Below are 15,751 nucleotides of genomic sequence, written 5' to 3'. Positions count from 1 at the left end.
GAATTAAGGAGTGACTTTAGCTGCATTAACATACCAATTACCTTCCTTTTCTTTTTTACAATAAATCCTAAATGCAACAATTCCTTTAAATAACATGCTCAAACTAATACTCATCCAAATTCCATTAACTCCAATCCACTGTATGAAAAAATAAGCCATCGGAATTCTTAATAATGTAAAACTAATCCCAATCATAGCGGGAATTTTAGGTAATCCCATTCCAACAAATGCACCATTACAAATAATTTCAACCGCCATAAAAAGTTGTGTTAATCCAACTAATTTTAAATAATCAGCTGTCATTTGAATGGTTTGCTGTTCACTGACAAATAATGAGGCTAGACTATCAGGAATGAATAGAAATACCATCGTCGTTAATAAGGAATATCCGACACCCAAACACATGGCTACCTTCATCCCCGATTGAATACGTTCATAAGCTTTTGCCCCATAATTTTGACCGACAAAACTTGCAATAGCTCCATTTAATCCACTAATGACCATATAGGTGATAGACTCAATTTGTAAGCCTATTTTTTGTGCGGCAATGGCATTTGTTCCAAAAACTGCAATCATTTTCGCCAAGACTATACTTACAAGCGTAAATAAGATACGTTGAGTTGACATTGGTAGACCTAATGAAATAATATCCCAATAAACCGATTGCTTTATTTTCAATTTGTAATCTAGTTTGATTAACGTACGAGATTGTTTAAAAAACAAACCACTCATGAAGGCATTCGCAATTAAGGTTGCTAATCCAGCACCCATTACGCCTAATTTCAGTGTATAGATAAAAATCGGATCTAAAACAATATTGAGAAGCACACCTAAAGCGCTAATCTTCAACGCTGCCTTATTTTGCCCAAAGCTATTATAAAGACGCGTATACCAAAAATTAAAGAAAGAAAAGAACACCATTGGGGCACTAACAAGTAAGTACTTGTATCCCTCAACTTCTACATAAGCATTCTCAACATCCAAAAATGAAATAAAAGCTTTTCCAGTAAAAATCAAAATCATGGCAAAAATAATCCCTATTAAGAAGTTTAACCGAAAACCAGCATTTATATAATCCTGTTGTTCTTGTTCATCCTTTTTTCCAAGGGCATGTGAAACTTTAATTCCTGTTCCGATGACCACGCAAGTATTAATAGCCGTTCCAATTCCAATTAAAAAACTAGATGTCCCAATACTAGCCACCGCATCGCTTCCTAAACGCCCCACTAGTAACATGTCCACTAAACTATACGTCAATTGCAAAACAGAACTTCCCATAATGGGCAATGCCAACGCTAATAGGACGGTCAATACTTTCCCTTCCGTTAAATCCACTTTTTTCACCGTTTGGCCTCCTCATTAAATTTCGTTATGTTTTAAACGATTTACTAAGTGCTCCATTTTTTGAAAAATAACATCACGGGTTTGACGAAAGACCTCCTCAGATTCTCCTGTCGGGTCCTCAATTCCCCAATCTTCTCGATGAGTACAAGGTAAATTTGGACAAGACACATTGCATCCCATCGTAATGACAATATCAACTTGTGGGATATCACTTAATAATTTTGGTCTTTGATTCAATTCCATATCTATGCCAATTTCTTTCATGATTTTCACGGCATCTTGATTGATCACGTCACGCTGTTCTGTTCCTGCTGAATAAGATTCAAAGACATTTAATCCCATCACACGTCCAAAAGCTTCAGCCATTTGTGACCGACATGAATTATGAACACATACAAAAGCTACTTTTTTCATTTTTATCTACTCCTCAACTGTTCGACTTCTTCAATTAGTGATTTTAAAAAAGGATACTTGGAAAACACACTCTCTGGGATATAGTAGTGCACCCACTGTCCTTTTTTTTGACTTTCAATTAACCCTGCTTGTTTTAATTTAATTAAATGTTTCGAGGTTGAAGATTGAGAACATTTTAAAGCGGGTTCAATTTCACAAACACAGCGCGCACCATGAAATAACAGACACATAATCTGCAACCTTTTTTCATCTGCTAACGCCTTTAATATTTCAACATACATGGCTTAATCTCCTTTATATTCCCATATCAGAATATTCCCAATCAGGAATATATTATAGTTTTTTAACTTATTTGTCAATGAAGATACGCTCTTTTAATATGGTGACTTGTTGGATTTCTATTCTTTAAGTGATAAATAATAGGAAATATGTTATAATCAACCCATATCTTTATTATTGAGGAGAATCAAATGTTTACCACTGAAATTTTAGAAAAACTCGATTTATTCGGCCCTTATTTAATCTTTTTGCTTATTTTTTTAGAAGGATTAAATTTAACGGGGATCCCTGCCATCGTCATTATGCCTGCCATCGGATTTTCTATTTACACGAGCTCATATAGCTTTTTCTTCATTTATCTAATCAGTGTCTTAGCAGCTATTTTAGCCTGTCTGGCTTATTATGCGGTTTCTTATAAATTTGGAGGAGCACTTTACGATTTTTTCTATCAAAAATTTCCTTCTACTCAAAAAAGTCTAGATAAAGCCACTGAGCTTAGTCACCGATTCGGTCCTCTGATGTGTTTGATTGGCCGAGTTGTGCCAACGGTTCGAACATTCATTTCATTAATGTCTGGTATCTTCAAAATTCCGTTGACAAAATATGCCATATATTCAACAGGTGGAATTCTCATTTGGAATTTTGTGACCCTATCAATAGGGTATATCGTAGCGATCATTAGCAATTAAAAAACACATGCACGCTCTCGTGCATGTGTTTTTTAATTATTTTTCTGAAGCTTCAACTTCTTCTAAATCTTCTAGTGTTTGTAACGTCTCTAACATTTCAATGTCCTCTAATTCATCATGCAAACGAAGAGAAGGCATTTCTTCAACTTGATGATCTTCTATCACCGTTTTTAATTCTTGTAAACGTCCTGTTAATTGAGATACTTTTTCCTCAAGTTGTTGCACGCTATGGCTCCAGTCAAATTCATTGATTGATGCTCTAATCTCTTCAAGTTGTTCTTTACATTTTTCTTTAAAGGCATCTTGATCAAACTCTTTTACTTTTTGTTGTAAATCTTCAACATTTTGAAGTAACTGAGCTTGCATCTCTTTTCCTGATTTAGGCGTTAATAATAAAGCTGCGACTCCACCTACTAAGGCACCTAATCCAAAAATATAACGTTTTTTCATCCTCTCATCCCCTGTTTCTGTAATCTTTTAAGTTTTCTTTTTTGACGTCTTCTTCGAATGAAAGCAACAATCTTCCATCCCATTTTAATTTTTTGTTTAAACTCCTGAACCGTTGTATTCATTTCTCGCTTCAACTCTGACGGTACTTCTTTCATCTTTTGATTACATGTTTTAATTTGTTCCGTTTGAGTATTAATGGCTTGACGAAGTCGAGATAAGAGATAAACAGCGCTAATCGTTGCAACAATGACACAGGCAATCGAGGTTAGCATTAACCAATCATTTAGCTGCATATCATATAACTCCCTTTATTTACTAAATACTAGTATTGTTTGTAATTATAACCTTGTAAATTAAAGGTTTCAACCCTATTTGACACATTCTATAAAATTTACTCATTTTCCTATTGTAAAGCATCTACACGCTGTGATAGACGTTCAAGTTCATCAGTTAACTCGTCTAAATCAATTTCCTCTTTTTGCGGTGTGACATCCTGATGTTTAACATTGACGCTTGACTTTGAGTCCATCCATTTTTTTGTGATGAAAGCTCCCATGACTCCTCCTACGCAAACTCCAACTAAAAATGATTCATATTTTTTCATACGTATAATTTCCCTTTCTTTACTTAAAACTAAACATCTTTGGTTTCTAATGATCTGCACTCATTATAGAAGAAATCTTCCATTAAATGCAAGCTATACCTGTCTTTAGTTATCGATAAATGTCACACTTTATCATTTACATCTCAAATGAAGTTTGATAAACTTATTTTTATTCTTCTAGCAAAGTAAGTCTTAAATCCAAGATTTCATCAAACAAAATAAAAATTAGATGACTTGATATACAGAGGAGGTTTTCATCATGAATCATTTTTTTACCGTTCTTTTATTAACGGTTGTTGGAGCCTTAATTGGATGGATAACAAATATTTTTGCAATCAAGCTCTTATTTCGCCCCATCAAGCCAATTAAAATTCCGCTGACTCGTTTTACGATAGTCGGATTAATTCCAAAACGCAAAAAAGAAATTGCTAAAAACATTGGGGAAGTCGTCGCAAATGAGTTAATTTCAATTCGTGAACTGATGGATGAAGCAGTCACAGAAGAGGATTTAACCCAAATTCGATTTTTCGTAAAACGCAAAATTAAAGCAGTCATTGATGAAAAATTAAACATCATTCCGTTTCCCTTCAAAGGGATGATTCAAGGTCCACTTGATGAATTAATTGAAACAGAAGTGAACAATGGCTTGACCGATATTATTGTGAATATTAAAGACATGATTGAACTGCGTGTTAACATTGCTAAAATTGTGGAAGATAATATCATGGCACTAGACTTACGTGAACTCGAACGCATTATTTTGCAAGTAGCTAAAAAAGAATTAAAACATATTGAAATTCTTGGGTTTATTTTAGGTGGTGTCATCGGACTCGTTCAAGGAATTATACTGATGTATCTATAAAAAAAGAGAGCTTAGGCTCTCTTTTTTGGTTCTATAATATTTGGTGTTGCTAACTAAGCAGCGCCTTTTTTATGGCATCAAAAAAAGAGACATCAAGTCTCTATCCTGTTACAATGTTATCGGCTAAAACAATATTGAAAGGATAATTTTTGATGTCTGACTCATATTCTACTAGAAAATTTTTAAATATTAAAGATAAAAATATCATCTTTCCTGAAGATTATTTTGAAGAAGTTAAATTAAATGGGATCACTAGCTTTGTTTTTAAGGGAATCTTATCTTACCAACCCACTCATTGTGAACACTGTGGAACTCTTTTTGATTCCAATTTTAAAAAGCATGGGTTTAAAACTTCTCGAATTATCATTCCAAAAGTATCACTCCATGATACCTATTTAGTTTTAAAGAAACAGCGTTATTATTGTGGGCATTGTCAATCCACCTTTACATTAAAAACATCTATTGTTGAAAAGAACTGTTATATTTCTTACAATACGAAACACGCGATTGCTTTAGAAGCTCAAAATAAAATTTCAGAGTGCGATATTGCCCGTCGCCATCAAGTTTCTCATTCAACCGTTAATCGGATCATTCATAGCTTTTATGAATCTCAAACTTTGAACTTTAATGATCTACCTGAAAATCTTTGTTTTGATGAATTTAAATCGGTAAAATCGGCTGAGGGTCATATGTCTTTTATCTTTTGTGATGCAGATACCAAGCAGATTATTGATATCATTGAAGATCGACGCTTAACCTCTCTTCAGACTTATTTCAAGCGATACACAAAAGAAGCTCGTGCGCGTGTGAAACATATTGTCACTGATATGTACGCCCCTTATATCAGTTTGATTAAGGAGCTTTTTCCTCATGCCAAAATTGTCCTTGATAAGTTTCACCTCGTTCAACATATCTCCCGTGCACTCAATAAAACACGTATTCGATTAATGAAAAAATTCAAAAAACATGGTCGTAAATTCAAACGTTACTGGCGACTATTTTTAAAATCACATACCCTACTCGATACCACAACTTATCGATCTGTTTATTGTTTTAAGCAACCGATGCGTGAAATAGATATCTTAAACTTCCTTCTCGATTTATCACCTGAATTAAAAGCAACTTATGAGCTTTATCAAGATTTACTATTCGCCATTCAATCGAAAAATGTGAATCGATTTAATCACTTACTTGAAACAGAACATCCAATGATTTCACCCGAACTTCAAACATCTTTTCAAACCTTTAAAACCTATACTTCTTATATCTACAATACTCTGACTACTCCCTATACTAATGGTCCTATTGAAGGAATCAATAATAAAATTAAAGTCATCAAACGTATCGCGTTTGGATATCGCAGCTTCTATCATTTCAAATCAAGAATTCTTATGATTCAAAATCTAACTAAACCCAAAAGAAAAATCCTAGCAGCATAGCTACTAGGATTTCAATTCGGTCGTTCATTATAATAGGTTACAAATTAATCAGCAACACTATTTGACAAAGAACCTCTTTTTTTATTCTGACATTTCAACTAAGGCTTTACTGTTCCACGTCCCTAACTTAAATCGGATCACAAAAACGAAGGCTCTCAAACATTCATCAATAGCCATGGCAATCCAAATTCCAACTAATCCATAATTTAGTAAAACCCCGATATAATAACCAAATCCTACAGCAATTAACTAACATCCAATTAAACTAATAATTACGGCAAACTTAACATCACCGGTTGCTACTAAGCATTTGGTCATGGTCATTTTAATCGCACGTCCTATTTCTAAGAAAAATTCAACAAAAATAAGTGGTTTGCCAAGCGTAATAAGGAGTGCATCCTTTGTAAACAGTGAAAAGATGGCATCACTATTTAAATAAACCATAAAAGTAATAGACAGTGAAATGACAATTGAAATCAAACAGGTTGACCAGACACGCTTTTCTACATCGTCAAACTGATGCGCTCCCACTAAATACCCCACAACGATTTGACTGGCTTGGGAGATAGCAATTGAATAAACGTAGGCAACGCTAGCTAGCATGCTACAATAAACCTTTGTCGCAATGACTGCAGTACCAAATAAATTAATAAATTTTAAAATAACCCTCTGAGATAAATTATAGGAAAATTCTTGGGCACCTACCGGTAGCCCGACCACTCATAACTTTTTAAAAACATCAGTTGGAAACGGTTTTACAGTCTTCAATGAGATGTGTTCATCAATTTTTTTATAAATAAATAGATAACAATCAATAAACCAATAACTTTACTCACATTTTGTTGAAATGGCAGCCCGGAGAATTCCAAGTTGTGGAAAACCGAATACCCCATTAATTAAGATGGCATTTCCTAGAATATTGATAAGATTCATCACGATAGCTGAAATCATCACTTCTTTGAGTCATGAATAACTTCGTAAAATAGCAGTGAATGTCATGTATCATCCTTGAACTTAGATAAAAGCACCGACTATTTTTAAATAAAGACATGCCTGTTCAATGACCGTATTAGGCACACTAATCCAACTGAATAGTGGTCGATATTCCCTACTAATAATTGAAGTAATAATTCAATCAAAATCGCTAATGACATCATGATAACTCTTGATGTCTTTTGATGATTTGTTCTCATTATTTTCTCCTCAAATTGGTATATTTTATAATTCAAATCGAATCCTATCATAATTTTAGTAAAAAAAAAAAAAAAAAAAAACACCCATTTTCAGTTGGTGTTTTAAAATTTATTTGAACTTTTATTCGTTTTAATTCCATAACTTGAAACATTAGCGAGACCAGCCTCGATTCGAGCCGCGAGTTGACCACTTAAAATATCATTTGGAGTTATACTTTCAATCCAAATACACTCTTTTTGATTTTGAGCTTTCAAATGATAAACATCAAAATGATATCCTTTCTCTTCTAACACCTCAAAAACACTTACGATGAAATCACTAAGTTCATCTATACTTTGGGTTTCAAGTGTAAACTGTAACGTAATTTGTGCTGAAATAGGCAAAGTTTCATCAAATTCCATCCCGAGTTCTAGGATCTTTGACATATAATCGACTGCATCAAAGTCATAATAAACAAATGACTGATTCTCTTTAAGGTGGAACTTCTCATTAAGTAACTCATTCACCAAAATAGAATACTGTGCTGATAATCGCTTTAATGTATTAAAATAACTCAACACATGACTTTCATACGTATCATCCACAATCTCACCATTTTGATAGCTCACTGAAAAATTTAAATCTTCATTTTCCTCATGGTAGATTAGCGATTGATACGAAGCAGTTTCAAAAACATACGTCGCTTCTTTCACTTTCAAATCTTCTTTAGGATATTGATGTTCAACATATCCCTCAATCGCTTTCGTTGCTTTATTGGCATCGATTGGATTTCCAATTAATGAATTAGCTCCGGCTAAAATCCATAGTAACAAAAAAGTCCCCATTACACCTAAGACGGAACGTTTTTTCCAATTCACCGTCTGATTGAATAAACACCTGAAATAACTTAAAATCAAAGCCCCTATTCCGATTAATGCCGCATACGTCATTGTCATAAAAATAGAAAAACTAATCATCCCGCTATAAATCCCAGACTGAATTAATTCCCACCCCAATAACAATGCGAATAAAGTACTCATTAAATAAACTAGCATCTTCAAAACTGGTAATACAGTTCCAATCCTAAGAAAAGCTCCTACGATAGGAAATAGCAAACTATTATAAAACAAGGAGTCTGTCCCCGTGTTTAAGACGCCAACCCATAAAAGGACAAGCCCTAATCCTAAACTACCTTTTTGAATGGTTAATTTCATATTCCCCCACCTTTAAAAAAGATCTTTCTTGCCTTAATCTTACACATCTCTTGCAAATATTTCAATGCTGTGCAGACTTAATCCTTCGACAACATTTTTAAATTAATGGCGGTTTTTCTCCTTTCAAAAAGAAAACCAGCCTTTATTTAAGAAATTTGGCTGGTTTTGAACTTATTCATATTCTTTTACAACAGATTGGTTATAAAATTCAATAATTTGTCGCATGACAACGGAATCAAGTCGTTGATCAATATCATATAACACTCCATTATACGCCATTAATTGCTCTTTGGGAACAGATTCTAGGCTTCCGTAAATGGCTTTAATTTCTTTCTCAATCGATTGTTTTAACTCAATATTTGTCACTACATCATGCCCTCGTCCTTCATAACTCACAAACGTAAAGTTCGTATTCGCTCCAAATAAATGTTTATACTGTGCGAAATTTTGTTGATAACTCACTACTTCATCATCTTCACTATGCATCAACATGACTTTGGCTTTTGTTGTACCAAGTCCTTCTACCCCACTCAACGTTGCATAATGACCGAACTTCAGATATTCATAAAATCTGACATAGGGTGTTAATAATTTAATTCCCTTCCCCATCATTTGGCCTCCCGCTTCCACAATCATATCAATAGATTCATCAAATCCAGAGCGCTCAACAACTGCTGTTATATCCTCATGCTCATTTAATACAGCCATAACAGCATAGCCACCCATACTATGACCGTACAACATAATTGGGAGACAATCAAACTGTTCATCGTTTTTCACATAATTGATCGCGTAATCTAAATCAATGATTGCCTGAGGCAATCCTTTCATACTACTTCCTTCACTTTCATCTGTTCCGGTTCCATCATAAGCAAACACTGTGTATCCATTTTGAGTCATAAACTGAATTTCAGGTAAATAGCTATTGTGTCCACCACCAAGTCCATGTGCCAAAATAATCACACCGTTTGGAAAACTTGTTTCTTCTTGTGTATAAATATAACCAGCCAATAATTGTTGTTTATTAGATTCAAAGAAGGCTGGCGTTTGAACTAATCCTTCGAATTCCTTAACTTCATATTTCAACTCATCTGGCGTTGTATAACGCCCCCCAAAATTTTGTTCATATATGAAGACACTTAAACCAAATGGAATGATTACGACAATGAGTAATAAAACAATACCCCCAATCCAATAGCGTTTTTTTCTTTGCTTCATCTTTTCTCTCCTCCATGACACATCATATCTTGTTAGATTATATGCACGAGGTTCAAACCTATTCGCGTAAAAATATACAATTTCTTGACGATTCTATTCCTAATCCTGATTTAACAACTTAACTCAATTAAAACTGCCTCCTATTCACTATGTACATAAAAATAGCATCGTCCCCTAAAATGAAATTAATAACATCCCTTTTATTGAAAGTCTTTTAAACTGCTGTCTTCTTTCACACTTATGAGAGATAATTATTCAAAGGGCTCTTTTGCCTGACATTTCTCAAAAGTATCTGGTCAGATTTATTGATTATTCTGTTGCAAAATATACCTCCTACGATGTGTTTTCTTAGTTTTCTCTCAATTCATAAAAAAATCGTAAGACTCCATCTTACGATCACAATTTAAGCTTTATTTCTTTTAAATAACTAATCCCATTCATCACCCAATAGATGATAAATCCAATCATCATAAATAGCAGAAGACCTAGACTACAAACGACTAAGAGCGCTACTCCTTTTGTTAAATAAATCATCTTAATTAAAGTTACCATCAACAAGTAGGAAACAAATGCAGCAATGATCAAGGCGATTAAAAGTATCAGTAGTATGAATTGCATCCACTCATCCTCCCATTTTGTTTTTATTGTTCAAATAACCCCATATCCTCTTTACTCTTATTATAACATCCTTTATTGAAACAATATACTTTTTTCAAACTACTTCATCACTTTCAGTATATTGCTCATATCCTCCACTTAATTTTCGTGCACTAAATTCAACAAAACAGTTGAAACAACTGGCGAATTTTATCGATTAAAATCAGTTGCATTATCGGGTAGTGAATTAATTCGGTGTAAAAACTTGGTCACCCGTTGAACCTCTTGCTCCGAATATGGATAGTTTAACTCTCGACTAATTTCTAAGGCAATTTTATTTGCAAAAGGTCCGATACAAAATAGCTTCTCCCATATTGAAAGATACCCTTTTGTCGGATAAAGATGAATAAACTCAGAATAAATATTTTCACTTAAAAAACGTTTAATCCATCGACCCTCTCTCCCAATGTCAACTGCCCAACCATATTGAAGTCCAATTTTCCAAGATAATAGTTCTATAATCAAGGGCATCATGATGCCATCGTAAACACCTTTTGCCAATGGAAGTTCATCTCGATACACTGCTTTTGCAACTTCAATTTGAGACCACCATAACCGATTTAAAACTTCATAAAATTGTTCATAACTTGGCTTTTCAACATAATGAGAACTGTCATTCGGTTCATCTAGTGGGGGGATGACGCCATCTTTATCTAATAAAATCTTGATTAAAGAATCTGAGTAGATGGTTTTTAAATAGTGACTGAGACATACAAATTGCAAATCTAATCGGACACCATCTTGATATTGAATTTGAAATAAATAGGAACTTTCTGCTAAGTCTGTCATCCTGGTAATCACGGTTTCTCCAAATTGTTGAATCCAATCTTGATTCATTTTATAACTTTCAATTTCTTTATCTAAAATAAATAAATCAAAGTGATAATCTCTCATTAAGTCAATAGGGGCATTTCTATCTAATCGAAGCCCTGACTGAGCAATCGCTCGAATATTCGACCGTTCTTTGGCAAATGCTAAAATTTGAGCCGTGACTACAGAGGGTTGTCGCATTTGAGTCGATTGAATGAGTGTATGATTTTTAATCAAATATAGAGAGATCACTTCACCCTGATGCTCAAATTTTTCTTCTAGCTTAAAACCTACTTGGTGAAGGAGATTGACCATTCCAACATTTAAACTTGAAACTTTTGTTTTAATACAAGGCGTCTTCAACATATCAAAAGCAAACGCTATGACTTCATCGAAAATTTCTATGATGACTGGATCCTCAATATTTTGATTAAATAATTGTAAGGCCATTTCATAGGACATATAATCTGACATTAATTGCAGTGAAATAAATCCTATTAACTCATCACTTGATATCACATGCACACTAAAAAATAAAGATTCTTGATTGGCTTCCATCCCGTCATTTAAAGGCTCTGCCCCCATTAAATCTACAGGATGGCCACTACGATTTTTTATACTTTTAAATAGACAATGCTGTGTCTGGAAATCCATCGTCACCCCTCCTACAGATCAATGTAATCGTTCTCTATTTTTAATCATATCCCTTTTTAAGCTCAATTATGTACTCTATCATAAACTAGCCATTATTTCTTTCCTATTAAAATATGCAAAGTCCCTAATTTTTATGACTTATCTGTTAATTTACTTAATTAAAAAAAGCATAAGAAAAATCCTATGCTTTAACTTCTAAATTTACGTTTTTTATAATGTGAAACAAACCAAAGCGCTGGTAAAACAAATACTAAACATCCAATCGCTACGATTAATTGTTGAGATTCATTTGAAGGTGAGCTCGTATTTAGTTGATTTCCCCCGCCCATTCTAAATGAACTAAAATTTTCAACCAGTTCCAAAATCATTGGAATTAACGCTTCATCAATTCCTAATTCTTTTAGTAAATTTAAATCTTCCTCTGTTAAGGTTTCTTCTGTCTTCCCTGATAATTGGGCCACAACTTGTTGAATTTGAGTCATATCAAGTGACGCTATCACAGTTTTTAGCTCCTCACTGATCGAGTCAATCAGCCCCTCTCCTGGATTCATTGGTTTGGTATTTATCTGATTTGAAGAGGTTGAATTAGGAGTAGATATTGAATCATTTGGTTGACTTAAATGATTGTTATCCTCTATCGATGGTTTGTTTAAGTCTACTTGATTGCTTTCATTTTCAGTTGATGACTGGAATTCCCTCATCCCCTTTGGACCACCTGCCCCATTTTGACTTCCAAGAGCATCTAAATCTAAGTGTGTTTCAATGTTTCCATAAGTATCACTAGGTTGTTCCCCTGCAAGCTGAGCTTTAATACTTTTTGTTCGATCGGTTCCAAATACAAGTAATTGAGGAATAGAGGCAAGATATTCATCATGACTATAAAAAGCTGTTGCATCATTTGCAACGTAATCATCAATTAGCTCATCTAATTTTTTGATCGTCGCCTCATATTTTCCACTTTCGATATATCCATCAATTAATTCTTGTAAATACTCATGATACATGTCTTTATATTCGTCGACTTCTAGTAATTTTGAAATTAACGGACTATTTGCCATCGTATCTGTTACAGGTTCATCAATCGGGAAGTTAATAACTTTACTACTATCATTGATATTAAAAGCACCAAATGATAAATTAAAATCCCAAGGTAAAATTTGAAATACGCCGTCTTGTTCATATAAATAATAATTATGCTTCATACTTCCTGCATAACTATCTAAGTTTACTAAGAACGTATTGACGGCAAAATATCGTAGAATTTCTTCGATATCTAAATATTGTTCTAAATTTGTCCCGTCATTTAAGTTTTTCATCATCTCGATGACTTTGTGATAAGCATCTTCGGTTGTTCCTTTTAAAACACTATTTTCAAAAATAGCACTGTAACTTGATATCTCGTCATCGATATAAACTAAATTACTTCCTGAAGAAGACATGCCTCCCATTGGATTGTTTTCTCTCATTTCATTTCCATTCGGTGGTGTCATTCCCTCTAGTAGTTCTCCATTACCTGATGGCATTCCCTCTGGCATTTCTCCGTTACCTGATGGCATCATTTTATCTGATGTAACCCTTTCTTCCTGAGCGGTTACCTCGTCTGTTTTTCCTTCTCGAGAAGATTTTTCACCAAACATCATTTGTGAATTTTCATTAAATGGATTGCCTCCGATCATCATCTCTTGCTTGTCTTCTTTGTTGCCCATGTTCATTGAATCACTTTCAGGTTTATATAAACTTCCGGAAATCGTCCCAAAATAACGTTGGACAAAACTTTCCTCCATGACCTCAAGTGCAAGATATAACCCCCATGGTTCACCATTAATTTTGATATTAGCATAACAATATCCGGGAGTCGCAATCCCCATGGCACTAAACATATCGTATGATAAATATTCTTTCATATAGGTTGCGTCACCAATCATGTTATTGAGTGCCAGTTTATCTAATCCGTATAGGCTTTGTCCGTCAACGTATTCTGAAAAATCAACTTTAAAGCTAAATCGATCCGTGCTATCATCACTTGCTACCATACTTAAAGATGAATTTCCTTTCGGTCTAATGCCTACAGATTCAAATACTTCACCATTAATGACGATATCAGCCATCACATATTGTTCTGATATAGCATTTTCAATCATTGAATTCCAATTTTCTTCTGATATTTGAATATCTATCTCTAACACTTCGTCTGCGTTAAAAATTTTTTCAACATAGGCGGGTTGTGCCACTTTAGTTAAACTGGCTGATATGGTTTCATGGTTCGATATCCACATTAAGAGTCCAGTCAATAAAACCATTCCACACACTAATAGAACCGTTAAACGATTGAGACTTTTCTCATTACGCAACAACCATCACCTCCTTACTTGTTTAATATCATTTATCCTAAATAATCACCATTATAAGAAACTAACACGGCATTTTTTACGCCACTAATTTGACTGATTTCGTTTACAAATTTTGTTTCCATTTCTTTCAAACGAATTTCAACTGTCACTTCGATTCCATTTTGAGCTGAGACTGTTTTAGATTTGATGACATGTTTTTTTACATAAGCATTGACTGTTTTTAATGCTTCTTTTTCACTCTCATCATTTAGGCACGATAACACTAATAAATAAGGATTATCAGTTGTTTGGCGATTGATGAATAAAACTAAGATGATTCCAATAAATAATGATCCGAAGACCGCTAATGGAATTAATCCTGCTCCAATCACAATTCCAGCACTAATTGACCAAAATAAAAAGGCAATATCGAGCGGTTCTTTAATGGCGCTTCTAAAACGAACGATTGATAACGCCCCGACCATCCCGAGTGATAAAATAACGTTTGATGTAATCGCTAAAATAATTAAGGTTGTAATTAAGTTTAATGCAAGTAATGACACACAAAAACTATGAGAATACATGACTCCTTTAAATGTTTTTTTATAAACAGCCATAATAAAGAGCCCGATTACAAAGGCTAAGGTCAAAGCAATGATTGTATCTAATACTGAAAACGCTGAGATATTCTCCATAAAACTTGATTTAAAAATATCGCTAAAATTTAGTGTTGCAAACATAACATTTCCCTCCTAAAGTCATTAACCATAAATCCGGCAAACCGCATACTTTGAAACGGATGTTGATCGACTATAATTGTTTTGTAAAACATCTGAAATAAACTCCGGTAAAAATTCATCAAATTTAACTTCTAGTATGATGAGATTTGAATCCAGCCCTTCAACAGTTGGCAGCAACGGATTTAGGGCATCAATTGAAGTGATTCCAGTTCTAATTCTTTTATCAAACGTGATCCGAACGTTTCCCACGTCGTGAATATAAGCCTCTCTGGTATAATCCACGATAGTTTTAGGTCTGAGTAGCTCGGTTTTCATCTTATAATAAAGTTCTTGATGCAAAGCGTGTGGGGAATTTTTTAAAAACTCAAACTCTCCATCCATAATTGATTGAGCTTGCTCATCACTCAATGGAGCACTCACTTTGGCACATAAACCGTTCACCTTTGATTTTTTCTCCAACCGAATAAAACTGACATCATCGTTATAATATCGAATTCTAAACTTTTCTCGATTATTAATCCCCATTAACTTTTCTTGTAAAGCTTTATCATGATAGTTATCAAAGTAGATACTTCGAATTTTATATTCTCCGAGCTCGTTTGCATGATGATCACATCGCAGTAAAAATTTCAAACGATTTCGAAGCAGTAAATAATCGCCGTAATTAATGTAATGTTTAATTTCATGTCTAAACTTCATCTGACTCACCTCCTAAATAGCTGACTAGAGCTATTATAAATTCCATTTCTTAACATAATCTTAAAAATTTAATAATTAATTAATTATATTTTACTTGGTTTTCCTTTTTAACAAAATTTGTTATCCTTATAATAAAGAAATAGCCGTCAAATTTCAGAATGTTTTAAGTTTCGCT

Annotated in this window: 18 protein-coding genes; 3 read left to right on the top strand and 15 right to left on the bottom strand. The window is 33.8% G+C overall.

The window, feature by feature from the left end; all coding sequences use genetic code 11:
- Nucleotides 1-3: 3 nt before the first annotated feature.
- The 3 genes from HLK68_RS11555 to HLK68_RS11545 are packed head-to-tail and all read right to left on the bottom strand — an operon-like array spanning nt 4 to nt 2,039.
- Nucleotides 4-1,344 (bottom strand): MATE family efflux transporter, encoded by a 1,341-nt coding sequence (locus tag HLK68_RS11555; protein ID WP_006785531.1) that lies wholly within the window; start codon nt 1,342-1,344, stop codon nt 4-6.
- A gap of 15 nt (nt 1,345-1,359) precedes the next feature.
- Complete coding sequence (locus HLK68_RS11550) at nt 1,360-1,758, bottom strand: arsenate reductase ArsC (protein ID WP_006785530.1); 399 nt, start codon at nt 1,756-1,758, stop codon at nt 1,360-1,362.
- Nucleotides 1,759-1,760: 2 nt separating this feature from the next.
- Complete coding sequence (locus HLK68_RS11545) at nt 1,761-2,039, bottom strand: ArsR/SmtB family transcription factor (RefSeq protein ID WP_006785529.1); 279 nt, start codon at nt 2,037-2,039, stop codon at nt 1,761-1,763.
- 189 nt (nt 2,040-2,228) lie between these two features.
- Between HLK68_RS11545 and HLK68_RS11540 the strand changes: the two genes are divergently transcribed.
- The gene (locus HLK68_RS11540; RefSeq protein ID WP_006785528.1) at nt 2,229-2,726 is read left to right on the top strand and encodes a DedA family protein; all 498 of its coding nucleotides are present in this window, start codon (nt 2,229-2,231) and stop codon (nt 2,724-2,726) included.
- Between the two features lie 36 nt (nt 2,727-2,762).
- On the opposite strand, the gene HLK68_RS11535 is transcribed toward HLK68_RS11540, so the two are convergent.
- From HLK68_RS11535 to HLK68_RS11525, 3 genes are all read right to left on the bottom strand, one after another.
- Complete coding sequence (locus HLK68_RS11535) at nt 2,763-3,176, bottom strand: YtxH domain-containing protein (RefSeq protein ID WP_132942641.1); 414 nt, start codon at nt 3,174-3,176, stop codon at nt 2,763-2,765.
- Nucleotides 3,173-3,469 (bottom strand): hypothetical protein, encoded by a 297-nt coding sequence (locus HLK68_RS11530; RefSeq protein ID WP_006785526.1) that lies wholly within the window; start codon nt 3,467-3,469, stop codon nt 3,173-3,175. The genes HLK68_RS11535 and HLK68_RS11530 overlap by 4 nt, the downstream gene beginning before the upstream one ends.
- 110 nt (nt 3,470-3,579) lie before the next feature.
- Nucleotides 3,580-3,780 carry a hypothetical protein gene (locus tag HLK68_RS11525; RefSeq protein WP_040764131.1) on the bottom strand — a complete coding sequence of 67 codons (201 nt, stop codon included), beginning with the start codon at nt 3,778-3,780 and terminating at the stop codon, nt 3,580-3,582.
- A 259-nt stretch (nt 3,781-4,039) separates the two neighbouring features.
- Between HLK68_RS11525 and HLK68_RS11520 the strand changes: the two genes are divergently transcribed.
- Together HLK68_RS11520 and HLK68_RS11515 are read left to right on the top strand one after the other, a co-directional pair.
- On the top strand, nt 4,040-4,642 hold the full coding sequence (locus HLK68_RS11520; protein ID WP_006785524.1) for a DUF445 domain-containing protein: 603 nt from the start codon (nt 4,040-4,042) through the stop codon (nt 4,640-4,642).
- A gap of 152 nt (nt 4,643-4,794) precedes the next feature.
- Nucleotides 4,795-6,081, top strand: coding sequence for an ISL3 family transposase (locus tag HLK68_RS11515; protein WP_170837679.1), 1,287 nt, complete (start codon nt 4,795-4,797; stop codon nt 6,079-6,081).
- A 249-nt stretch (nt 6,082-6,330) separates the two neighbouring features.
- Here HLK68_RS11515 and HLK68_RS11510 read toward each other — a convergent pair whose 3' ends face one another.
- The 9 genes from HLK68_RS11510 to HLK68_RS11470 all read right to left on the bottom strand — a co-directional run bounded on the left by HLK68_RS11510 (nt 6,331) and on the right by HLK68_RS11470 (nt 15,576).
- Complete coding sequence (locus HLK68_RS11510) at nt 6,331-6,801, bottom strand: MATE family efflux transporter (RefSeq protein WP_006785523.1); 471 nt, start codon at nt 6,799-6,801, stop codon at nt 6,331-6,333.
- A gap of 317 nt (nt 6,802-7,118) precedes the next feature.
- Nucleotides 7,119-7,274 carry a hypothetical protein gene (locus HLK68_RS11505; RefSeq protein ID WP_170837678.1) on the bottom strand — a complete coding sequence of 52 codons (156 nt, stop codon included), beginning with the start codon at nt 7,272-7,274 and terminating at the stop codon, nt 7,119-7,121.
- Between the two features lie 102 nt (nt 7,275-7,376).
- Nucleotides 7,377-8,468 carry a YfjL-like protein gene (locus tag HLK68_RS11500; protein WP_132942956.1) on the bottom strand — a complete coding sequence of 364 codons (1,092 nt, stop codon included), beginning with the start codon at nt 8,466-8,468 and terminating at the stop codon, nt 7,377-7,379.
- 171 nt (nt 8,469-8,639) lie between these two features.
- A complete protein-coding gene (locus HLK68_RS11495; protein ID WP_132942957.1) occupies nt 8,640-9,686 on the bottom strand; it encodes an alpha/beta hydrolase family protein in 1,047 nt (348 codons plus the stop codon).
- Nucleotides 9,687-10,082: 396 nt separating this feature from the next.
- Nucleotides 10,083-10,304, bottom strand: coding sequence for a hypothetical protein (locus HLK68_RS11490; RefSeq protein WP_006785518.1), 222 nt, complete (start codon nt 10,302-10,304; stop codon nt 10,083-10,085).
- A gap of 189 nt (nt 10,305-10,493) precedes the next feature.
- Nucleotides 10,494-11,807: an aminoglycoside 6-adenylyltransferase gene (locus HLK68_RS11485; protein WP_132942958.1), complete on the bottom strand. Its 1,314-nt coding sequence runs from the start codon at nt 11,805-11,807 to the stop codon at nt 10,494-10,496.
- 188 nt (nt 11,808-11,995) lie between these two features.
- Nucleotides 11,996-14,161 carry a CotH kinase family protein gene (locus HLK68_RS11480; RefSeq protein WP_238843592.1) on the bottom strand — a complete coding sequence of 722 codons (2,166 nt, stop codon included), beginning with the start codon at nt 14,159-14,161 and terminating at the stop codon, nt 11,996-11,998.
- A 29-nt stretch (nt 14,162-14,190) separates the two neighbouring features.
- Nucleotides 14,191-14,877, bottom strand: coding sequence for a DUF4956 domain-containing protein (locus HLK68_RS11475; RefSeq protein ID WP_006785515.1), 687 nt, complete (start codon nt 14,875-14,877; stop codon nt 14,191-14,193).
- A 21-nt stretch (nt 14,878-14,898) separates the two neighbouring features.
- Entirely contained in the window at nt 14,899-15,576 is a 678-nt protein-coding gene (locus tag HLK68_RS11470; RefSeq protein ID WP_238843591.1) for a polyphosphate polymerase domain-containing protein, read from the bottom strand.
- Nucleotides 15,577-15,751 lie beyond the last annotated feature (175 nt).

The organism is Turicibacter sanguinis, from assembly GCF_013046825.1.
Taxonomy (GTDB): domain Bacteria; phylum Bacillota_I; class Bacilli_A; order MOL361; family Turicibacteraceae; genus Turicibacter; species Turicibacter sanguinis.
This window is presented reverse-complemented; position numbering and strand designations above follow the sequence as displayed.